This window comes from Rhizobium cerradonense, assembly GCF_030182455.1.
GTDB lineage: Bacteria > Pseudomonadota > Alphaproteobacteria > Rhizobiales > Rhizobiaceae > Rhizobium.
The window spans coordinates 83,311-104,055 of the sequence record NZ_JAQJCK010000009.1 but is presented as its reverse complement, the minus strand read 5'-3'; the positions used below and the strand labels follow the sequence as shown (position 1 = coordinate 104,055).

General features: G+C 57.6%; 19 protein-coding genes. 8 read left to right on the top strand and 11 right to left on the bottom strand.

Annotated elements, in window-relative coordinates; translation table 11 throughout:
* The first annotated feature begins 14 nt into the window (after nt 1–14).
* The 3 genes from PH547_RS21135 to PH547_RS21125 all read left to right on the top strand — a co-directional run bounded on the left by PH547_RS21135 (nt 15) and on the right by PH547_RS21125 (nt 3,337).
* Entirely contained in the window at nt 15–2,003 is a 1,989-nt protein-coding gene (locus tag PH547_RS21135) for a hemagglutinin repeat-containing protein (RefSeq protein WP_350223750.1), read from the top strand.
* Entirely contained in the window at nt 2,004–2,486 is a 483-nt protein-coding gene (locus tag PH547_RS21130; protein ID WP_285169367.1) for a hypothetical protein, read from the top strand.
* Between the two features lie 77 nt (nt 2,487–2,563).
* Nucleotides 2,564–3,337, top strand: coding sequence for an IS6 family transposase (locus tag PH547_RS21125; protein WP_285169366.1), 774 nt, complete (start codon nt 2,564–2,566; stop codon nt 3,335–3,337).
* Here the strand turns inward: PH547_RS21125 and PH547_RS21120 are convergent.
* Nucleotides 3,311–4,417, bottom strand: coding sequence for a TOTE conflict system archaeo-eukaryotic primase domain-containing protein (locus tag PH547_RS21120; protein ID WP_285169365.1), 1,107 nt, complete (start codon nt 4,415–4,417; stop codon nt 3,311–3,313). The genes PH547_RS21125 and PH547_RS21120 overlap by 27 nt on opposite strands.
* A gap of 294 nt (nt 4,418–4,711) precedes the next feature.
* Between PH547_RS21120 and PH547_RS21115 the strand changes: the two genes are divergently transcribed.
* Nucleotides 4,712–5,161 (top strand): hypothetical protein, encoded by a 450-nt coding sequence (locus tag PH547_RS21115; RefSeq protein WP_285169364.1) that lies wholly within the window; start codon nt 4,712–4,714, stop codon nt 5,159–5,161.
* On the opposite strand, the gene PH547_RS21110 is transcribed toward PH547_RS21115, so the two are convergent.
* The 6 genes from PH547_RS21110 to PH547_RS21085 form a co-directional block, all read right to left on the bottom strand.
* Nucleotides 5,073–7,025, bottom strand: a complete 1,953-nt coding sequence (locus PH547_RS21110) for a methyl-accepting chemotaxis protein (RefSeq protein WP_285169363.1) — start codon at nt 7,023–7,025, stop codon at nt 5,073–5,075. The genes PH547_RS21115 and PH547_RS21110 overlap by 89 nt on opposite strands.
* A 471-nt stretch (nt 7,026–7,496) precedes the next feature.
* Complete coding sequence (locus tag PH547_RS21105) at nt 7,497–8,609, bottom strand: ABC transporter permease (RefSeq protein ID WP_260304120.1); 1,113 nt, start codon at nt 8,607–8,609, stop codon at nt 7,497–7,499.
* Nucleotide 8,610: 1 nt separating this feature from the next.
* Nucleotides 8,611–9,765: an ABC transporter permease gene (locus PH547_RS21100; RefSeq protein WP_285169362.1), complete on the bottom strand. Its 1,155-nt coding sequence runs from the start codon at nt 9,763–9,765 to the stop codon at nt 8,611–8,613.
* Entirely contained in the window at nt 9,762–11,504 is a 1,743-nt protein-coding gene (locus PH547_RS21095) for an ATP-binding cassette domain-containing protein (RefSeq protein ID WP_285169361.1), read from the bottom strand. Before PH547_RS21095 ends, PH547_RS21100 begins: the two co-directional genes overlap by 4 nt.
* Nucleotides 11,501–12,514 carry a secretion protein HlyD gene (gene hlyD / locus PH547_RS21090; protein WP_285169360.1) on the bottom strand — a complete coding sequence of 338 codons (1,014 nt, stop codon included), beginning with the start codon at nt 12,512–12,514 and terminating at the stop codon, nt 11,501–11,503. The genes PH547_RS21095 and hlyD overlap by 4 nt, the downstream gene beginning before the upstream one ends.
* Nucleotides 12,511–13,209, bottom strand: a complete 699-nt coding sequence (locus tag PH547_RS21085; RefSeq protein WP_285169359.1) for a CerR family C-terminal domain-containing protein — start codon at nt 13,207–13,209, stop codon at nt 12,511–12,513. The genes hlyD and PH547_RS21085 overlap by 4 nt, the downstream gene beginning before the upstream one ends.
* Before the next feature lie 343 nt (nt 13,210–13,552).
* Between PH547_RS21085 and PH547_RS21080 the strand changes: the two genes are divergently transcribed.
* The 3 genes from PH547_RS21080 (at nt 13,553) to PH547_RS21070 (ending at nt 14,985) form a co-directional block, all read left to right on the top strand.
* A complete protein-coding gene (locus PH547_RS21080; RefSeq protein ID WP_104827142.1) occupies nt 13,553–13,777 on the top strand; it encodes a hypothetical protein in 225 nt (74 codons plus the stop codon).
* 260 nt (nt 13,778–14,037) lie between these two features.
* Nucleotides 14,038–14,481: a hypothetical protein gene (locus PH547_RS21075; protein WP_285169358.1), complete on the top strand. Its 444-nt coding sequence runs from the start codon at nt 14,038–14,040 to the stop codon at nt 14,479–14,481.
* Between the two features lie 30 nt (nt 14,482–14,511).
* Nucleotides 14,512–14,985 (top strand): GNAT family N-acetyltransferase, encoded by a 474-nt coding sequence (locus tag PH547_RS21070; RefSeq protein WP_285169357.1) that lies wholly within the window; start codon nt 14,512–14,514, stop codon nt 14,983–14,985.
* Between the two features lie 314 nt (nt 14,986–15,299).
* Here the strand turns inward: PH547_RS21070 and PH547_RS21065 are convergent, their stop codons facing one another.
* From PH547_RS21065 to katG, 4 genes are all read right to left on the bottom strand, one after another.
* Entirely contained in the window at nt 15,300–15,725 is a 426-nt protein-coding gene (locus tag PH547_RS21065; RefSeq protein ID WP_285169356.1) for a hypothetical protein, read from the bottom strand.
* A gap of 294 nt (nt 15,726–16,019) precedes the next feature.
* Nucleotides 16,020–16,523, bottom strand: a complete 504-nt coding sequence (locus PH547_RS21060) for an RES family NAD+ phosphorylase (protein ID WP_285169355.1) — start codon at nt 16,521–16,523, stop codon at nt 16,020–16,022.
* Nucleotides 16,524–16,532: 9 nt separating this feature from the next.
* Entirely contained in the window at nt 16,533–16,883 is a 351-nt protein-coding gene (locus tag PH547_RS21055) for an MbcA/ParS/Xre antitoxin family protein (protein ID WP_285169354.1), read from the bottom strand.
* A gap of 169 nt (nt 16,884–17,052) precedes the next feature.
* The gene (gene katG, locus PH547_RS21050; RefSeq protein ID WP_260304110.1) at nt 17,053–19,251 is read right to left on the bottom strand and encodes a catalase/peroxidase HPI; all 2,199 of its coding nucleotides are present in this window, start codon (nt 19,249–19,251) and stop codon (nt 17,053–17,055) included.
* A 333-nt stretch (nt 19,252–19,584) separates the two neighbouring features.
* Here katG and PH547_RS21045 point away from each other — a divergent pair, with 333 nt between their 5' ends.
* Entirely contained in the window at nt 19,585–20,589 is a 1,005-nt protein-coding gene (locus PH547_RS21045) for a hydrogen peroxide-inducible genes activator (RefSeq protein ID WP_283053700.1), read from the top strand.
* Nucleotides 20,590–20,745: the final 156 nt, after the last annotated feature.

Genomic DNA, 20,745 nt, shown 5'->3' with positions numbered 1-20,745 from the left:
CGTGACTTGCGTCGATCATCTCGGCCGATCGTGATTTCCTCAGCCGGGGCCTGCTCATCTCGGCCAACAATATCGATATGGCCGGTGCGCAGGCGACGACCGACGCCTTCTCACGCAGCGAGTCCGCCGGCGCCAGCATCGGCGGCGCGACCGGCATCACGCCGACAGCCAGTGTGTCGGCCGGTCAATCGAAATCGTCCAGCGCCTCGACGACGCAGGTGATCTCGGCCGTCAGTGCCTCGAACAACATCAAATTCGTCTCGAAGGGCGACACAACACTCAACAACACCGTCTTCTCGGCCGACGCGATCGACGGCGATGTCGGCGGCAATCTTTCGATCATCTCGACGCCGAATACCGGCACGCAGTCGAACAGTTCGTCCTCGCTTGGCTTCTCCTTCACCGGAGGCACGATTGGCAAGACGGATGGTCAGGACCTGCTGACGGCAAGCAATGTCGGCACGGCGCTTGGCGGCCTCACCCTCGGCGGCGTGCAGCCAGCTTTCGGCTCCGGCAAGGGCTCTACCAACTGGATCGACACGCCGGCCGGGCTTTATTCCACCGGCGACCAGAACATCACCGTCGGCAAGAACACCAACCTGACGGCGGCAGGCATGATCTCCACCGATGGCCAGGTGAACCTCGACACCGGCACCTTGACCTGGTCTGACTTTGTCGGCTCGCAAAAATACCAGGGTTATCAAGTCAATGCCGATATCGACCTCTATGGCGGCAAGGACGCCAACGGCATAACGCAAAACAACTCCAGCGCCGAGGGCAAATACCAACTCGACGATGTCGAGCAATCGGTTAAGGCGACGATCAGCGGCAGCGGTGGTGCCGGCAACATCACCATCCGCAATCCCGATCAGCAGGCCGCGCTCGAGCAGAGCGGGCAGACGGGCACTCCCGCTCAGATCAACACCGATCCCACCCAGCAGAACGTGGTCACTAAAGAAAAGCATATCGATCTAGAGCCGTATGTCTCAGTTCAGAGCCTGCAGGCTGCTGTAAATGCCGGCCAGACGCTCATCGAGGCGATTGGCAGTGCGTTCGACAAGATGCTCGCCGATGGCAAAATATCTCCCGAGGAGAACACATCAGCGCACAAGATCCTTCTGAATCTGAAGGATCCCAATGTTCGCGAAGCGATCGCCAACTGTGCAAAGCAGGCCAGCGGTACTGCTTGCTCGGGCACCGGTGGTCTCACCTCAGACATGGCGCAAGACATCCTTGGCACGACGCGTAATGCCGGCAAGGTCACCGTCGTCACCTCGGAGGATCAGGTGACCATCACCGAATTGACGGGCATGGAAGAAGAGAGGGACTTTCCGGAAACCCCTGAGGAAAGGAAAGCGGAAAATGAGCTGGAAAATGGCCCAAGGCTAGATCCCGAAATAACATCTCCCAGCCAGGTCAGACTGCCGCAAGGCCTTAACTGGCTGGATAAAACTGCCGGCACTACAATGGACGCCTCCGGCAATCTGCTTCGTAGTGCAGGCACGATCACGACTGAAAATGGCTATGAACCGGTTTATGAGGCCCTTGGCTCCAGTGGCCAACCGACCGGAAGCTACGTAACGCTCGACAGCGGCGGAAATTCCATGGCAGTGGGCGGGAATACATTGATCGACCTGTTCTCGACGCCCGGTGCTGACACCGATCTTCCAGAATTGAACGTACCGTTTGCTTTTTCAATCGATGACAATCAAATAGGTCGTAAGCTCGCCAAGCATGTTTCAGATTTCGGCGGTAACCCGGCCAACCCAGATGATAGAAGCATGGTGCTAACGATCATCCAATCAATCGTGGATGCGCCGGACGCCGAGGTGAGTGGTACATTTATGGGGCAAGGACCAGACGGCAGCCGCGGAGCTGTAAAGTTCTTCATTAAGGGCAATGACGTTGTAGTAACAAAGCCGAACGGCGAATTTGTCACCGTCTTGAAAGATGGCGTCAATAACACGTCCGTTAAGAACGCAATAGCAAACGGGATCAAATAGATGCTGAGTCAGTATTCCTCAATTGCTTTGTCTGCCGTAGATCAAACGATCGACGCGGTGTTGGCAGCAGTCCATAGTCGTGGTCGTTTGCAAAATCTTGTATCACCTCTGTCTCTATCATTTGCATTTCGAAACCAAGAACATATTCGAATTTCTTGCAGCTCTGATGGCGAAACCATACGGATTGATGAGGAAGTATTAAATGAGTTTACATTAGGTGAGTATGGAACTATTGAAGCAATAGATATATCTACTGCCCCTGAATTTTCAAAAATTGTTGGAAATACTATAAACGATATCAATTTTTTGATATCAGAGATTGGCGATCGATTTGTAGGGTTGTCGATTATATTCTCAAATGGGACTGCCGTTTTTATTGCCAATATTGGCGATGATCTTAGGTATTTCGACGCTCCCCCGGAAACTTTCATGGAGGAGGAGAAAATCAGAAGCGTTAGCGTTAAAAACTTTGATCTTCTCTGACGGGCGGTTCGGTGGCTCTGTTGCAAAGAATCCGTTCATGCTGAAAAGAGGGCTGTTGATTTTCAGTGAGATTTTTGATGAGCGATTTCAAGTGGCGGCATTTTCAGGGCGAAGTGATCTTGTGGGCGGTCCGCTGGTATTGTCGTTATGGGGTAAGTTATCGCGATCTCGAACAGATGATGGGCGAACGGGGTGTTGCGGTTGACCATTCCACGATCTATCGCTGGGTTCAGCAATATGCGCCAGAGATTGAAAAGCGGCTGCGCTGGCATTGGCGTCGCCCGCAATCGACGAGCTGGCGGGTCGATGAGACCTATGTGAAGGTTCGCGGCAAGTGGACATATCTGTACCGGGCCGTCGACAAGTTCGGCAACACGATCGATTTCTATCTGTCACCGACGCGCAATGCCAAAGCAGCCAGGCGATTTCTCGGCAAGGCCCTGAATGGCCTGAAGGATTGGGAGAAGCCAACCGTCATCAACACCGACAAGGCACCGACCTACGGTATCGCGATCTCAGAGCTGAAAGCCGAAGGCAAATGCCCAAAGGAACTGATGCACCGGCAGGTCAAATACCTGAACAATGTCGTTGAGGCCGATCACGGCAAGCTGAAACAGCTGATCAAGCCGGTCAGAGGGTTCAAGACGTTGAAGACAGCCTACGCAACGATCAAGGGTTTCGAGGTGATGCGGGCTCTACGCAAGGGCCAGGCCGCGATCTTCAACTTGACCTGCGACGTCCGTGGCGAAGCTCGCATCGTTGAACGGGCTTTTAGCATCGGACCGAGCGCGCTGACGGAGGCTGTAGCACTGCTCGCTCAGAGTCTAGAAAATCGTGAAGCTGCCAGGTAACCGACGTCCCGACCAACGGTCATTTTTGGCCAAAACCGAATAAACCTGGTCGGCGACCACGACCTTGATGCTTTGGGGGATCATAGCTTCTATTCGCCCTGGCTCGCTACGACGGGACGGCAACATCTTCCACGGCTCGTCGGCATGTTTGTCATCGACCGACATCCGGACGCCCAAGACCCGCCCCGCCAGTTCAGCTTCGTCAGCGATCCTGAAGACTTTGTCTGCCGATAGCCTGTTTAATGACGACAGGTACGCCCACTGGTCATCGTAGGGTCGCAAATCGCCATCGACAAAAACGCTGTTGCCATTTTCACGGGCTTTCCTTTGCAGGGGAAGCGCGATCAGATTGCCGAAGCCGCCAAGTGGCATCGTGTCCTGGTTGGGAAAGAAACGGTCGTAAGACGTGAAGCCGATCTCGGGACGGTTCTCCATCGTCTCTGTTATCAGCGCGGCACCAAGTTGTCGGGCGATCTTGGCGGGAACGGGTTCGGAGAAGAATATCCAGACATGGCCTCCGTTTCCCGACCTCGACCGTTCGAGGGCTGCGGCAATTCCTTTTGCACGACAAGTTGCCATCAAAGCTCTGGTATCATCCGCCCAGCTTTCCTTGTCGAAGTCAGCAGCAAGGAACCAGCATGTTTCGTCTTGCAGCAATGGATATACGCCGGCAACAAAGTCGCTTGAACGGGCATCACCGCCACGAAGGTGCTTTTCGATGATATCCTCGGAATATGGGATGAAAGCCTGGTGCGGGCAGTCCCCGCATTTCACCTTCGGCTTGCCGCAGATTCCTTTCGCCCATTCATTGGAACAGGCCGGCGAATAGCCGGAGCGTCCATCCTTTCTATTTTCCCATCGAACCGGAAACATATCGGGACGCCCGGCAAACAGACGCCGGAACAATTCGACTTTCTCCATCGACGGCGAGTTGTTGCTAACAGGGGCATCGCCGAAGGCTGGCTTCTCCACGTCGGCCTGGCCATCGGAAATTAGCTGTTGCTCAAACGCTTCCAGTTCACGCTCGAGCGCCATCCGCTCATCGTTCAGATCGGCTAACCGCCGTCGAATGCGCGCCATGTTGTCCCAAGAACCACACTTTTCCGCCAACGTTGTCGCTTTCGCCTAAATGATCATGCGGATCAGCATAGGCCAAAGACGCTCGCATTTTAAGATGGACGGTATCCATCTCAGCAGTCCGAAGGCTCCGAGACTATGCGGGTAGAATCTACCGCAAAGGCCGGCAAACCCCGACTTCAGCGACCATCACTCCGCATAATCACGTTCTCGGCATGATCCGCGTTCGCAACAGCTTTCTAGCGCGTCCGGCGAGGATCACATGCCCGCCGATCTCCACGATCATCCACAGCGAGGATGACGGCCGCCAACGTCGCCTTTGCCGGCATGAAGGCCTATCAAGCGCTCTCCAATCTCAAGGACAGCATCGCCGCCGGCAATCTCGCCTCTGTCTCACTGACGGCCGGCTTTACCTATTCGAAGAACGAGACCTCGGTTTCGAGCTCGACGCCGGTACTGCCGACAATCTCGGGCAATTCGGTCGACATCTCGACCAACGGCGATTTTGTCAGCCGTGGCCTGCAGATCTCGGCGCAAGCAAGCCCGGATCACGCCGCCGACCCGATGAACGGCAGCGTGTTGATCTCGGCCAACAATATCGACATGGCCGGTGCGCGCAAGCGACAAGCGATGATTTCGGAGCATCCCGCCACAGACCTCACCCCCCATCCGCTACAGCCGCACTTCCGCCAAATGCACTGGCCAGCTTCGCAGTCAGCCGTCGCGCAGGCGAGGCCGATGGCTTAGACACCGCGCTGGCAACCGAAACACTCGCTGGTCTATTGGGAGCGAACGTCGTTTGAGCGCCTATTCTGAACTGCGATAGCAGTTGGAAGAGAGCCTCGGCTTCGGATGCCAGGCTGTGAGCCGCGGCTGTGGCCTGTTCGACCATGGCGGCGTTCTGCTGCGTGCCTTGGTCCATCGTGTTCACCGAGGTGTTGATTTCCTTGAGGCCCGTTGCCTGCTCCTTTGAAGCTTCAACGATAGCCCCGACGTTGCCGTCGACCTGTTGGACTTGAGCGACGATCTCTTCCAGGGCTTTGCCGGTTTCGCCGACCAAGGATACGCCGCTTCTGACATGGTTGTTGGAGGTATTGATCAGATCCTTGATCTCTTTTGCGGCCTTCGCAGACCGCTGCGCTAGCTCACGCACTTCCTGGGCGACGACGGCGAAGCCTTTTCCGGCCTCGCCGGCGCGTGCGGCTTCAACCCCTGCATTCAATGCGAGGAGATTGGTCTGAAAGGCGATCTCGTCGATGACGCCGATGATATTGCCGATTTCGGTCGCAGAAGCTTCGATCTTGTCCATGGCTTCGACGGCATTGCGCACGACACGGCCTGAGTGCTCGGCACTCTCCTTTGTCTTGCGAACCAGGTGACCTGCTTCCTGCGCGCGGTTGCTGGAGCCTGACACGGTTATGGTGATCTCTTCCAGCGCTGCGGCGGTTTCTTCGACAGAGGCCGCCTGCTGTTCAGTCCTCTTGGCGAGATCGTCGGAGGCAGATCGAATTTCCTGTGCGCCCGATGCAATGGCGCTCGCATTCTCGGCGACCTTCTGCATCGCCAGCCGCAGTTTCTCCACTGCTTGGTTGAAATCGACCCGCAATTGGTCGAGCGAGGGAATGAACGGGCCGGCGATCTGGCGCGTAAGGTCGCCGTTCGCCAATCCCTGAAGGGCGTCCGCGAGCTGGTTCACCGCTGTATTGGTTTGTTCGGCAAGAGCTTCGCGTTCCGCCGCTTCCCTTTCCAGCCGTTTGCGCTCTTCGCCAGCACGCTTTGCATCCGCATCCGCGTCGCGTTCCGCTTTTGCCGAGATTGCGTCCCGGAGGGCCGCGACCGCGCGGGCCAGCATGCCGATCTCATCGCCGCGTTTTTCGAGCTTGCGATCGCCTTCCATATTGCCTTGTGCCATCGATACAAGCGAGGTCTGGAGCTTCGCCAGCGGTCCGACGATGGAGCGGGCGGTAAAGGCTGCCGCCACGCTTGCGAGCAAAATAGCAATCGCAAGTGCCGTGAGCGCGAGTGAGTTAAACCCTCCGGCGGCGCTTCGAACTTCGTTGCCGGTCGATTTGTTCAGGGCTTCCTGATAATCGATGAATTTGTTGATCGCCTTCAGCCAGGCAACGAACTGAGGCCTTGCCTGTTCCAGAAGGATCTTGCGGGCCGCTTCGCCATCGCCTTTTTCCTGACGGGCTATAATCTCGGCAACGAGCGGATTGGTCTTGGCCTGAACCGCCGCAATTTCATCGAGGATGGCTTTCTCCTCAGCCGTCGCACCGGCCGGTGAGGCAATCATATCCGCCATCTTCTTTTCATTGTCTGCATAGGTGGAGGCAAGTGTCTCGATAAGCTTGACCGCGACTTGCCGTTCTTCCGCGGAAGTCACGAGGGTCACGTCCCTGATTGCAATTGCTCGGTCATGAACACTGCCTCGGTAATTGATGGCAAAGCGCTGTTTCACGCTGTTGATGTCGTTGATGACGCCAAGATTGCGGTCGATCGTTTTGACCTGTCCGATCGAGTAGAGCGTCAAACCGATCATCAGAATGAGCAGGAAGCCAAATCCCACTGCTAGACGCGCGACAATGCCGAATGTTTTCCAATTTACCATATGCAGGTCCCCACCCCAGATTTGGAATGCTGCTGCCAGCGCTAAGCATCCGCGGCCGGCAGGAGCGAGGGAAGGTTGCGTCGGTTAGGATCTGCTATCGATCCCTCATCCCGAAAGTTTTTCTGGGCGCCGGATCATTCGCCCGCACTACGATTCCCATCTAGGGTTATTTTTTATGCGGCAACATAGTTGATATTGTGTAAATCAGTTCAATAGAATTTCGCGGGGCGCGAATACAACTCCAAGCGATGAGCATTTGACCTGAATTTGCTTGGAAATTTACTTCCAGAAAGTAGAGGTATACAGCTCAATCGGCACCTTATGCCGATGTTTTAATTTCACTTATTTCGAAACGGTATGAGGTTGCTTTTTGGTGTGAATTCCGGTCCGGCAAGCTGTGACCGGGATAGCTTCAAGCGACCTGTCAGCGGGATTTTTACAGGAGCTGTCTCACAGCTATTGGGTCTTTGGCTACTCAAGCCTACGGCGGAACAGCCACGAGGCGGCGCTGAGGGTTACCGCTGCGATCACTAGGAGCGGCCATGTCTGATTGAGGACCTCGCTGGGCGGAATATTCTTGAGGAAGACGCCTTTGACGATGACTAGGAAATAGCGCAGCGGATTGATCACGGTCAGCGGCTGCAGCCAGTCGGGCATGTTCTCGATCGGCGTGGCGAAGCCTGAAAGCAGCATGGCGGGAACGAGAAAGAGGAAAGCGCCGAGAATTGCTTGCTGCTGGGTCGCCGAAAGCGCCGAAATGAAGAGGCCGAGACCAGCGACGGAAGCGAGATAGAAGAGGGAACTGCCGTAGAGCAGGAGCAGCGAGCCTCGCAACGGCACGCCGAAGATGAAGATCGCCGCAAGGATGTAGACCGTCATGTGAAAGAGGCCGATCATCATCGGCGGGATGAACTTGCCGATCAGGATTTCATGGGTGCGCAAGGGCGACACCATGAGCTGGTCGAACGTACCGAGTTCGCGCTCGCGTGCAATGGAAAGAGCAGTGACGATGAGGCCGATGAGCATTGCAATGCTGGCAATCAGGTTCGGCACCATGAACCATTGAAAGATCAGGTTGGGATTGAACCAGTTGCGCGGCACGACGGCTACGGATCGCGCCGACGCGCGTGTTCCCGCCGGCGTTTCGGCGGAAAGGCTTGCAACGATCTGGTTGAGATAGCCGGCGACGATCTGCGAGGCGTTCGAACGTCGACCGTCGAGAATAATCTGCAGGTCGGCTGGCCTGCCAGCCTCGATATTCCGCGAGAAATCCGGGCCGACGACGAGGGCGGCGGTGACGCGCTGTCGGTCGACCGCATCGCGCATTTCGGCGAGGTCTTGGACCGATGAGATGCTGCGGAAAGTCGGTGAGCCTTCGATGCGCTGGACAAGTTCCTGGCCCCAGTGGCCGCTGTCGTGGTTCAGCAGCGCAATGTCGACGTTGCGTACCTCCAGGGTCGCCGCATAGGAAAAGACCAGAAGCTGTACGATCGGCGGCCCGATCAAGATCAAGCGGCTCTTTGGATCGCGCAGGACCGCCAGCAGCTCTTTGACGATGAGGGCCTTCAGCCTTGACCACCACATCTTAGGCGATCCTCTTTTTTGTGCTGCGCGCAGCAAGCAGGAAGAAGACGCAGCCGATGCCAAACATAACGGCGATCGCCCGTAGGAACATCGGCCAGATGTCGCCGGCGAGAAAGACCGTCTGCAGGCTGGGAATGAGGTAACGGGCCGGCACGATGAAGGTGATCCACTGGATGACGGTCGGCATTGAGTTGATCTCGAAAAGAAAACCGGAAAGCAGGAAGGCCGGCAGGAATGCGGAGATCAACGCAAGCTGCGAGGCGAGAAACTGGTTCTTGGTCGCAGCCGAGATCAACAGGCCCTGGCCCAGCGCCGGCATCAGGAAAACCGCCGACAAGGAATAAAGTGCCAGGACGGAGCCGCGGAACGGCACGCCGAAGAGGAAGACGGCGAGCAGGACGCAGATCGTCATCGAGGTCAGGCCAAGCACGAAATAGGGCAATAGCTTGCCGGCGAGCAGCTCAGTAGCCGTCACCGGTGTCGCCATCATCGCTTCCATCGTGCCGCGTTCCCATTCGCGCGCGACCACCAGCGATGTCAGCAATGTCCCCACCAGCGTCATGACGATCGCAATGGAACCCGGCACGAGAAAGGAACGGCTGGTAAGCTCGGGGTTGAACCAGAAGCGTTGTTCGACGGTGATGGCTGGGTTGCCTCCAACCGTTTGCGCCTGCCGTTGAAGCTGCCAGTTGGCGACGGCGCCCTGGGCATAGTTCTGCACGAAATTGGCGGTGTTGGGATCGGAGCCATCGACGATGACCTGAATTTGCGGGCGATTGCCCGCCATGTAGGTCGCCGTGAAGTCCGCTGGTACGACGATGATGCCGCGGATGCGTGAAAGGACCAGGTCTTCCTCGAACTGTCGGCGGTCATGACCGCTGACCACCGAAAAATATCGGGATGCCCGGAAGCTTGCGGCGAGATCGCCGGTAAGCGGCGTCGTCTCCTCCGTGACCACGCCGACCCGCGTCAACTTGGTATCAAGCGAAACGCCATAGCCGAATAGGAAGAGCAGGATTATCGGAAGCACGAAAGCGATCAGGATACTGCTTGGATCGCGCATGACCTGGAAGCTCTCCTTGCGCACCAACGCAGCGAAGCGGCGGACGCGATCGCGCCGTGAGGAAGCCGTTGCTGTTGGGGAAGGGGACGTCATGCCGCCATCTTCTCCTCTGAAGCCTGGACGAGGGCGATGAAGGCATCTTCCATGGTCGGATCGGGGTTTTCTGAATTGGCAACCCCGGCCTTCAATTCGTCAGGCGAGCCTAGCGCGATGGAGCGTCCGCGGTAGATTAGCGAAATGCGATCGCAATATTCGGCCTCGTCCATGAAGTGCGTCGTAACGAGGACTGTGACACCCTTTTCGACGAGCGCGTTGATATGGGTCCAGAATTCCCGCCGTGTGATGGGATCGACGCCGGAGGTGGGCTCGTCGAGGAACAGCACCTCGGGTTCGTGCATAACCGCGCAGGCAAGCGCTAGCCTCTGCTTCAGTCCAAGCGGCAGGTCCTTGGCCGACATGGATAGCCGCGAGCGAAAATCGAAGATCGATGTCATGAGGTCGACCCGCTCGCGCTTGTGCGTGCCACGCAGCCCATAGACCCCGGCGAAGAATTGCAGGTTCTGCGAAACGCTGAGATCGCCGTAGAGCGAGAATTTCTGCGCCATGTAACCGAGACGATTGCGTGCCTCCGCGGTGTCGCGGCGCAAGTCGAAACCCGCAATCCGGCCTTCGCCGTTCGTCGGCTTCAACAGGCCACAGAGCATCTTGAACGTTGTGGATTTGCCGGCGCCGTTCGGGCCGAGCAGTCCGAAGATCTGACCGCGCGGGATGTCGAAGGTGATGTTGTCGGCCGCGGTGAAATCGCCGAAACGCTTGGTCAAGGCATGCGCCTCGATCACCGGTTTGTCGCCTTCAACGGTAAAGCTGCGCTGCGTCTCGGCCAGTTGCGAGCGTCCACCCGGTCCGCCGCCAAGCATGTCGATGAATGCGTCCTCGAAACGCGGCTCTGCAGGCACGATTTCGGCATCGCCGGCCGCCGAAAATCGGCTTTGTCTGTCCTTGACCGTAACAAGCCTTATTGCCTCTCCTTGAATGACGCCGTCGACCACGCCGTCTTCGTCAAGGAGTTTCGTCAGCATCTGGCGACGCCTGCCCGCAATGCCGCTGATGCGAAAAACGCGGCCGGCGACCCGTGCGGTCAGTTCCTTCGGCTCGCCGGCAAAAAGCAACTTGCCTTCGCTGAGCAGGAACACGCGATCGCAGGCCTCGGCTTCGTCGAGATAGGCGGTCGACCAGACGACGCCGACACCTTCTTCCGTCAGGTTTTCGACCATCTTCCAGAGATCGCGCCGCGAAATGGGATCGACGCCGACGCCGGGCTCGTCAAGCAGCAGCAGCTTTGGTTTCTTAAGAAGCGCGCAGGCAAGGCCGAGCTTCTGCTTCATGCCGCCGGAAAGCTTGCCGGCGAGGCGCCCGGTAAAGCGTTTGAGGTCGGTAAAGGTAAGCAGCTCGTCGAAAGTTGCAGTTCTTTCCTGCCTCGGAAGCCCGCGCAGATCGGCATAGAGATCGAGATTTTCCTGAACTGACAGGTCCTCATAGAGGCCGAAGCGCTGCGGCATATAGCCGATCCCTGCCTGGATCGCAGCGGCATCCTTGCGCGTGTCGAAGCCAAGAACCTGCACTGTGCCACTTTCCGGCAGCATAAGCCCCGTCATCAGGCGGATGAGCGTCGTCTTGCCGGCGCCATCCGGGCCGACGAGGCCGGTTATCTCGCCGCCGCGGACCGCGCCGGTAATGGCATCCAGCGCCGGTTTTGCCGCGTCAAACCGTTTTGTGACCTCATCGAGCCGGACAAGGTCGCCGCTACCGCCGCTGTCGACCGCCTCGCTCATTTTTCCGCCGTTTGCAATGTCGGGAAGTGAAGGGTTACCGGCATGCCCTGGCGCAGGTCGGGTCCGGGCTTGTCGATGGTGACACGCAGCCGATAGACGAGATCCGTGCGCAATTCGGGCGTCTCTACGGATTTCGGCGTAAATTCGGCAACAGGCGAAATGAATCCGATGGTGCCATCATAAGCTTCGTCCGGCTTCGTGTCGGAGGTCACTTTGACTTTCATGCCGGGGTGAATCCGGCCGAGATCCGGCTCGGCGACATAGCCGCGGACCCAGACAGGCTCGGTCAGCGATAGCACGAAGACTGGATCGGTCGGCGCGACGATCGCCCCTGGCTCCTGCACACGCGAGAGGATCACACCGTCATTCGGTGCACGCAACTCGGTATCGCCGAGCGATGTGCGTGCCGTCGCGAGCGTAGCTTCTGCTGCTTTTAGCTGCGCATCCGCGGCGGCGATATCTTCGGCGCGGCTTCCCTCTTCCAGTAACTTCAGCGCCTGATTGGCCGAATCCACCCGTGCTGCCGCCATCGCCCGCGCTGCCGTCGCTTGATCCAGGGTGGCTTCGGATATGTTTCCCGAGGGCCGCAACTGCTTGGCGCGATCATAGGCCAGATTGGCGTTTTCCAAATCGGCAAGCTGTTCTTGATAAGAGGCACGCGCCTGCGCGATTTCAGTCGGCCGCGCCCCGGCCTTGAGCTTGTCGAGCGTGGCGCGCAATGCTGCAGCATTGGCCTCCGCCGAGCGGACGGCATAGTCATAGGGCTCCGCGTCGAGCCGGGCGAGCACCGTGCCGCGTTTTACGACGTCGCCCTCATCGACAAGAGCCTCACTCAGCTTGCCATTGACGCGAAATGCAAGCGAGACCTGGCGAATGTCGACATTGCCATAGAGTACGAACTCCTTTTGCTCCTGCCATTTCCAGCCGAGTTTTGCCGGCGCGTCCGACCACCAGGCGGCTGCGCCCGCGGCTATGACGACAACGATGGCAATCGGAATGATCCTGTTCACGATATTTCTCCTTTCGCCGGCCCGAGGGCGGCGACAAGCCTGCGCGCATGCTGCTGCAATCTGACGATCTCCTTCTCACCGATCGCATCCCATTCCATCTGAGCGAGCACGGCCGCATTGGCCATTCTGAAAACCATGAGACTGCCAACGAAAGATAGGCAACGTAGGCGCACATTTTCCGACGCGGGATCATCGGCGATGACCGCCCCGATCAGTCGTCGCCCAAGGGCAATCATTGGTCCCATGATGCCGGAATAGACCCGTTCGAATGCCGCAGTCGGCTCCATCTGCTCGCGAATGATGAAACGCGCCCAGGCTTCGGATTTCTTGCTGACGAACAGGACGACCATCGTCTCGACGATCTCATTCAGAAAGAGCCGCGCTTGCGCTTCGCCGAGCGGCATACCCGTTCTGTCGAGTGCTGCGATTTGCTCGGCAATTCGTTGCCGCATGCCGCCGACATGCTGACTGATCATGTCGGCGAGATATTCCGCAGTGGCGATATACAGCCCTTCCTTACTCCCGAAATAATAGGGGATCGCCTGAAGGTTCACGCCAGCCGCGTTGGTGATCTTGCGCGTCGAGGCACCGTCGAAGCCGTATCGACCGAAGACATCGAGGGCATTTTCAAGCAGTTTCTCACGCGTGATGTCGCTGCGCGCAGCCTCGGATCTTGTATCTTTCCTTTGTCTCATATTCCCATAATGAACCAATTTTGAAATAAGTCAATCGATTGACTGAATTTGCAGCAAGCTTCTTGGCTCGGCTGCTTTCGGTTCGCAGCATCAGCAGTCTCCATGTTGAGTCGGATCGTTGCTACGCAGTGGGTCTGTCGGCAGACCCGTTGCGCATGCCCATGAGTCCAAAGGCAGAAATATTGGATTAGCAATTGCAGAAATGGACGCTGCGGCAAATTTCGGGATGCGTGGCTAACGACACGTCCCGGTTAATCTTTTAGAAAATAAGCATAATCGCAGTGCAGTTAAGACAGAAATGCAGGACAAATCTACAACTAGTCAACCTTCAGGGGGACGTCTCATGGAACCTAACCGACCCACAACAATACAGATCAGCGCCCCTCAACATGCCGCGAATAATCCATATCGCGTCATTGAGCGCGAAGAGGTGCTTGCCGAAGCATTCCGCGAATTCGTGCTGACGGCAGTCGCTGCAGGTTGGAAGGAATCGGAGGTCGCTTTGACCTTGGCCGATATCGCAGATGACTACGTTATGGCGCTCGCTCGAAGAGTTGCAGCAAATTAGTATTGAGTTCCATCTGCGTTCGTCCGTGGTATCCGCAAGATGGCTGCTAACAACTCTTCATCCAGCCGGCCGGCAAGTCGATTAAGATGAGATGGCTTGCCGGCCGTGCACATGGCGCAGTAAAAATCGGATTCCGTCGCGTCATCATCCATCGAGTTCGCAGGAAAAGCCCTGCGCACTTGCCGATAGGGTAAACTCCACCGAGCGCGAAAATCGACATTTCCGTAGTGACGGTCGCCCTTACCTGCTAACCTTTGCTCATGGCCATCAAAGGTGATTTATCCCGCTCTCCGATTGCGATCCCTGAGAGTTTTTGGCATGTCGCCCACAATGCCGATCACTACCCGGGCGCTCCTGGGATGATGGGTGTGGACGGTGGGGCGAACTGCCAACGATATGCCTACTCGATCCTCAGGCATTTCGGGTTCAGCATCCCAGATTTTCGATCAAGTGACCTGTGGGCCGATCAAACATTCACACGCGTTTCGCCTGTGATGGTGCCTCTCGGGCTGATACTTGTTCACAGCAAGCCATCAAGCTTTGGAGCGCATGTCGGCCTTTGCCTCGGGGGAGGGCTGATCCTTCATCTTTCTCGCCGCATCGGTGTGCCCGCCATCGAAAGACTGGCAGAGCTTCGGGATCGGGACGAATACCGCCATCTGATCGGAATTAAGGTTCTGTTTGATCGACGGCAGGGAGCCTGATTTCCTGGGCTGAAGCGAAGAACTATGCGGATGAAGCTATTGTACGAACCTCGATTTGATCAAATTGTCGAACGTCTTCCGGTTGATTTCGAGGTCTTGCGCCGTGACGCCGCTTCCGAAGGCCGGCGATTTATTGAACGACTGCATGATGAATGGCAAAGCGGCGAGCAGCGCTTCAATCAGGCACACGAGGTTCTACTGGCCGTCAGGGTAGACCGCGACTTGGCGGGAGTTGGAGGCATGACGGTCGATCCTGATTTGCCATCCGCCATGCGCATGCGGCGCTTCTTCATACGTCCGGCTTATCGTCGTTGTGGCCTGGGACGCCAACTGGCAGCGGCGATCCTGAACCGGACAATCCCGAAGGGCACTATTGTTACGGTGAATACGGACAATGCCGACGCGGCAGCGTTTTGGGAGGCTCTGGGTTTTCGACGCGACCCCAAGCTTGGCCACTCCCATTGGCTCCCCGGAGAGCGTGGCTCTCATGTGCTCCTGACCTGAGCTAAGTCAGCAAAGCTTGGATTATGATCGCCACAAAGAACGCGAGGATAACGGCTGCAGCCATCATGGTGACTTGGCGATTGGCTCGTTGAAGGACGCGTGATTGTCGCCCCTGTTTCATGCGAAGGCGACGCCCTCGGACAGGGGCCGTATTCGAACGGATTTGCTCTTTTTTCCCGGACATATCTGCCTCCCTGCAGATGCGAGCTGTTTGAATATAGCAGCCGACATTGAGGGGGACAAAGTTTCGCGCACTCAGCCGGAAGAACGGTGCCAGCTTATCGCGCCCCGGCCGAGGAGGGGTATTTTTCCATCTACTTGTGTTTGCCGCCACCGTGTCCTTTGGCGGAGGAGGCGCTAGATCGATTGCCTGTGATGGTTGCGTCCGCCGGTGCAGAATTGTCCTCTATCAATGAGTTCGCTTGATACCCCTGCACATTCGCTTTCTGGAGGCCAGGATTACCTTCGACAGCGGCGCAGCTATAGGAGGTGGAAACGCCGTGCCTGATGAGAGTGTCGCTGCCGGCGCCGTTGTGGACGAAGACCATGTCGTGTCCGACGAGTCGCGCCGTCTTCTTGGTGAGTTTCTCCTTTTTCATTTGAAAGAAAGTGCCGTCGACTTCAATGATTTGCTTCTGCCACATCACGCGAACGTGGGGGTTTCCATTGCACTCCTGAAAGGCGTAGGCAGTGTCGCAGGCGAGGCCGGTAATAACAAACAAAGTTGCTACGAGGCGCACTTTCGGTCCCTCCGTATTTTTTACTTCAAGGACAATAAATTATGCTTGACGTTTATTAAATTATGAAGCTAACGCGCGGTAAAGTAACCTACGGTGATTAGTCCAAAGAGGCTCCATAAGGACTGCTGCTCAAGGGCTAAGACGTTGTGTTTCAGACGCTCCGCTTGCGGGAAGTTATCGACGAATTCAAAGCGAAACTGGGCGCTATCGACCCTCCTCGCAGGATTTGTCTAATACGAAGAAATTTGGCGGGAAGGGCAGGGGATGCGCCGGCTTGCAGTGGGCAGTGACCCGTTATTCGGGTCGACCCAACCGGTTCTCATCATCGATCAGGGTCAGCCGCGCCGAAGCACTCGCGCCCCAAGTCCAAAGGACGAGGTTCATGTCGTCCGCCGTTGCACCGGGGGCAAAGCTCCTGATGAGCAGACCTTGATAGCCAGCGGCGGCTAGCCGCCGGGCAAAGCGCTGAGTTCTCGCCTCGCCGGTCGCCTTCATCTGGTCGCGCCACGTTGGGTCGGCAATTGCATCTGCATCCATCAATTCCGCCTGCAGGGCATCTTCGTCGCGACTATTGAAGACCTTCTCTAACGCGGCGTCGTATGAGACGAGTGTCGTCGGTTGCAAATTGCCGACCTGATTGGCTTCGCGTAGCGCCGTCAGGACCGACAGCGATGTATAGAGCGCAGGCATCCCTTTCGGATTGAACCGACCGCCATAGAGTTCAGCTCCGCGGCCCGAGAGCGGTTGGCGCGCATAGATCGGGTTCAGCGCCCGGTAGAGCTTTCCTTCATAGCGCATCGAGCGGGATTATGCGTGAACGCCGGCGTCGACTGCGTCGATATAGTCGAGCACTTCGTCGCCACGTCCGTCGCGCACCAACTGCATGGCCGTCTGGCCAGAAAATCCGGGCAGTGGCTCGGAGCGATACCAGGCATAGGCCATCAGGGCCGAGCCGAAACGCGGTTCGACCTTGTTGACGACCTCGATCATTTCGCGCAAGCGCCGCTGCGTCTTATCAGAGCGGATCCGGTCCTTGCGCTGGATCGCATCCTTGCCGAGGCCGGCTGTACGAGCGATTTCCTCGCTGGTCGTGCGGAAGGCCTCCGCGATCTTCCGTGGTGCGAACAACCCGTCATCCGCATATTGGGCGAGACCCATTTCTCTCACCTCCAATTCGAAATGCCAATTATTATGACGTTATATAGCGTCATAATTGCCGGCATTCAAGCCGATGGAGTGACGCGGCGCATATTCAGGCGAGTTTTGCCTCGCATGACACTCGGGCGCGGCTGGAGCTCAGCCGCGCCCGAGTGGCTTTCTGTCCGGATCAGGCGATATCGAAACGATCCGCGTCCATCACCTTCGTCCAGGCCGCCACGAAGTCGCGCACGAACTTCTCTTGCGTGTCGCTCTGGCCATAGACCTCTGCAAGTGCCCGAAGCTGGGAGTTCGAACCGAATACGAGGTCGACGCGGGTGCCGGTCCACTTGATATCGTCCGTTCCGCGGTCGCGTCCCTCGAAGACATATTTCGAGTCCGCCGAAGCCTTCCATACCGTGCTCATGTCGAGCAGGTTGACGAAGAAATCGTTGGTGAGCGTTTCAGGACGCTTGGTGAAAACACCGTGCTGGGATTGTCCAGCATTGGCGTTCAACACGCGCAGGCCACCGACCAGGACGGTCATCTCCGGCGCGGTCAGCGTCAGAAGCTGCGCCTTGTCGATCAGCAACTCCTCGGGCGAAATGGAGTATTCGCCCTTCTGATAGTTGCGGAATCCGTCGGCGATCGGTTCCAGAACGGCAAAGGAGCTTACATCGGTCTGCTCCTGCGTCGCGTCGGTGCGGCCCGGCGTGAAGGCAACTTCGATGTCATGACCGGCATTCTTGGCGGCCTTTTCGACGGCGGCTGCGCCACCAAGGACGATCAGGTCCGCGAGCGATACCTTCTTGCCACCCGACTGGCCGTCGTTAAACGCCTTCTGAATGCCTTCGAGCGTATCGAGGACGGTCGCGAGCTGGGCCGGCTGGTTAACCTCCCAATCCTTCTGCGGCGAAAGACGAATGCGCGCGCCATTCGCTCCACCGCGCTTGTCGGAGCCGCGGAAGGTTGCGGCCGAAGCCCAGGCGGTCGTAACCAGTTGCGAGATGGAAAGGCCCGATGCGAGGATCTTGTCTTTGAGGCCGGCGATGTCCTTCGCGTCGATCAGGGGATGATCGACGGCAGGAATGGGATCTTGCCAGATCAGCTCCTCGGCCGGAACTTCCGGACCGAGATAACGCACACGAGGGCCCATGTCCCGGTGGGTCAGCTTGAACCACGCGCGGGCAAAGGCATCCGCGAACTGATCCGGATTTTCAAAGAAGCGGCGCGAGATCTTTTCGTAGGCCGGGTCGAAGCGCAAGGCGAGGTCAGTGGTCAGCATGGCGGGTGCATGACGCTTGGACTTATCGTGCGCGTCCGGGATGGTACCGGCACCAGCACCGTGCTTCGGGGTCCACTGGTGTGCACCAGCCGGACTCTTCGTCAGTTCCCATTCATAGCCGAACAGGTTCCAGAAGAAGTTGTTGCTCCATTTCGTCGGTGTCGTGGTCCAGGTAACTTCCAGGCCGCTGCTGATCGTATGACCGCCCTTGCCCGTTTCGAAGCTGCTCTTCCAGCCGAAGCCCTGTTCTTCGATGCCGGCACCTTCCGGCTCTGCACCGACGTGAGCGGCATCGCCGGCGCCGTGGGTCTTGCCGAAGGTATGTCCGCCTGCAATGAGGGCGACCGTCTCTTCGTCGTTCATGGCCATGCGCGCGAAAGTCTCACGGATGTCCTTGGCAGCGGCAAGCGGATCGGGATTGCCGTTCGGGCCTTCCGGATTAACGTAGATCAGGCCCATCTGCACGGCGGCAAGCGGGGTTTCGAGGTCGCGTTCACCGGAGTAGCGCTTGTCGGCAAGCCATGTGTCCTCGGCGCCCCAGTAGACGTCTTCCTCGGGCTCCCAGACGTCCGGACGACCGCCGGCAAATCCGAATGTTTTGAAGCCCATCGATTCCAGGGCAACGTTGCCGGTGAGGATCATCAGGTCGGCCCAGGAGATGCTGTTGCCGTATTTCTGCTTGATCGGCCAAAGCAGCCGGCGCGCCTTGTCGAGGTTGACGTTATCGGGCCAACTGTTGAGCGGCGCGAAACGCTGCTGACCGGCTCCCGCGCCGCCGCGGCCGTCGCCGGTGCGGTAAGTGCCGGCACTGTGCCAGGCCATGCGGATGAAAAGCGGACCGTAATGACCAAAGTCGGCGGGCCACCAATCCTGCGAATCCGTCATCAGGGCATGGAGGTCCTGTTTGACGGCGTTAAGGTCGAGCTTCTTGAATTCCTCGGCATAATTAAATGCCAGGCCCAGAGGATTCGACAGCGCAGAGTTCTGGTGGAGAATCTTCAGGTTCAACTGGTTCGGCCACCAGTCCCGGTTTGATCTGCCGCCATGGGCCGTGTGGGTGTGCACCACCGGACATTTGCCGGCTGTATCGGCTTTCGTATCCATATTTCTCTCCCTCGTGATTACTTGAATTGAGCCATCCAGAAGAGTTCATCGCGAATCCTCTGAAAAGCGGTCCGGTTTCATGGTCGGCACGGTGACGAAGTACCAGACGCATGAAATGTCCTTGTTTGTTTGCAAGCAGACCGTCGCGACAACGAGCTTGGGAGGCACCGGTGTTTCCGGACAGTCTGGACGTCAACGAGCTGCACATCGTCCGTGGCCATTTTATGAGCCAGGCGTGATAATGGCTACACCTCATCGGCGCTTTACGAACTATAGCCAAGCAGTTCCATTAATTTAAGTTGGATTTACTGATTGCGGCGATAAGGTAGGGTTATGACGAATTTGACACTCAAACAGCTTCGCTATTTCGAGGCGCTGGCACGACAAGGTCACTTCGGGCGCGCGGCAGATGTCTGCGCGATCTCCCAGCCTGCCTTGTCGATGCAGATCAAGGAACTGGAAGAATCGCTGGGCACAGAGCTCTTCGAAAGAGGCGCACGCCAGGTTCGGTTGACCAGTTTCGGGGAAGCGTTTGTACTTCGCGTCCGCGATATCCTTCGCTCTGTCGATGAGCTCGCAGATATGGCGCGTGCCTCGCAGAACCGGCTCGTTGGGCGGTTGCGCCTGGGGATCATTCCGACGATCGCACCCTATCTGCTGCCGGCCATCATCGGCAATCTAACACGCATGCACGACGGGCTCGACATTCACGTCCGCGAGACGCAGACCTCGAAGCTGGTGCAGGAGCTTGCGGAGGGCCGGCTTGATGCGGCAATCGTTGCGTTGCCCGTATCCGAACCCTCGTTGACCGAGATCACGCTGTTTTCGGAAAATTTCGTGTTGGTTCGGCCGAGCGAGGATGAAGGCAAGCCGGTACCCAATCGCGAAGCGCTGCGCGAGATGAGGCTGCTTCTGCTGGAAGAGGGCCATTGTTTTCGCGATCAGGCCTTATCGTTCTGTAATCTGTCTTCGGCAGTGCCGCGGGAGCTGATGGATGGCAGCTCTCTGTCCACGCTGGTCCAAATGGTCAGCGCCGGCATTGGTGTCACCCTGATCCCGGAAATGGCAGTAGCGGTGGAGACGCGTTCGGCGCCCGTGTCCATCGCCCATTTTCATAATGTTGAACCATCGCGAACGATCGGCATGATCTGGCGAAAGACCAGCCCCCTGACCAAACAGTTCCTCGAGATATCCGAAGTCGTTCGCCAATCAGCCGAGGCGATGCGCGAGCGGCACAAGTCGCTTTCGCGGCCGCACGATCCAGGATTGAGCACTCGCATGCCGGCCGTTGACAGCCGTACAGCCAATGACGCATCGCCAATCGGTTCATCCCGGTGATGACTGAGCGCATGAAGCTTTGCTTTGGCTCATATCAAACTTGAATTGTGATGTTCAGGGATCATCGCTACGCGTCGACATTGCGATGAAGCACGCGACGGTATCAGCAGCGTGCCGATGAGCCGAGCGGGGTCTGCGCAGCGGCCATGCCGCCAG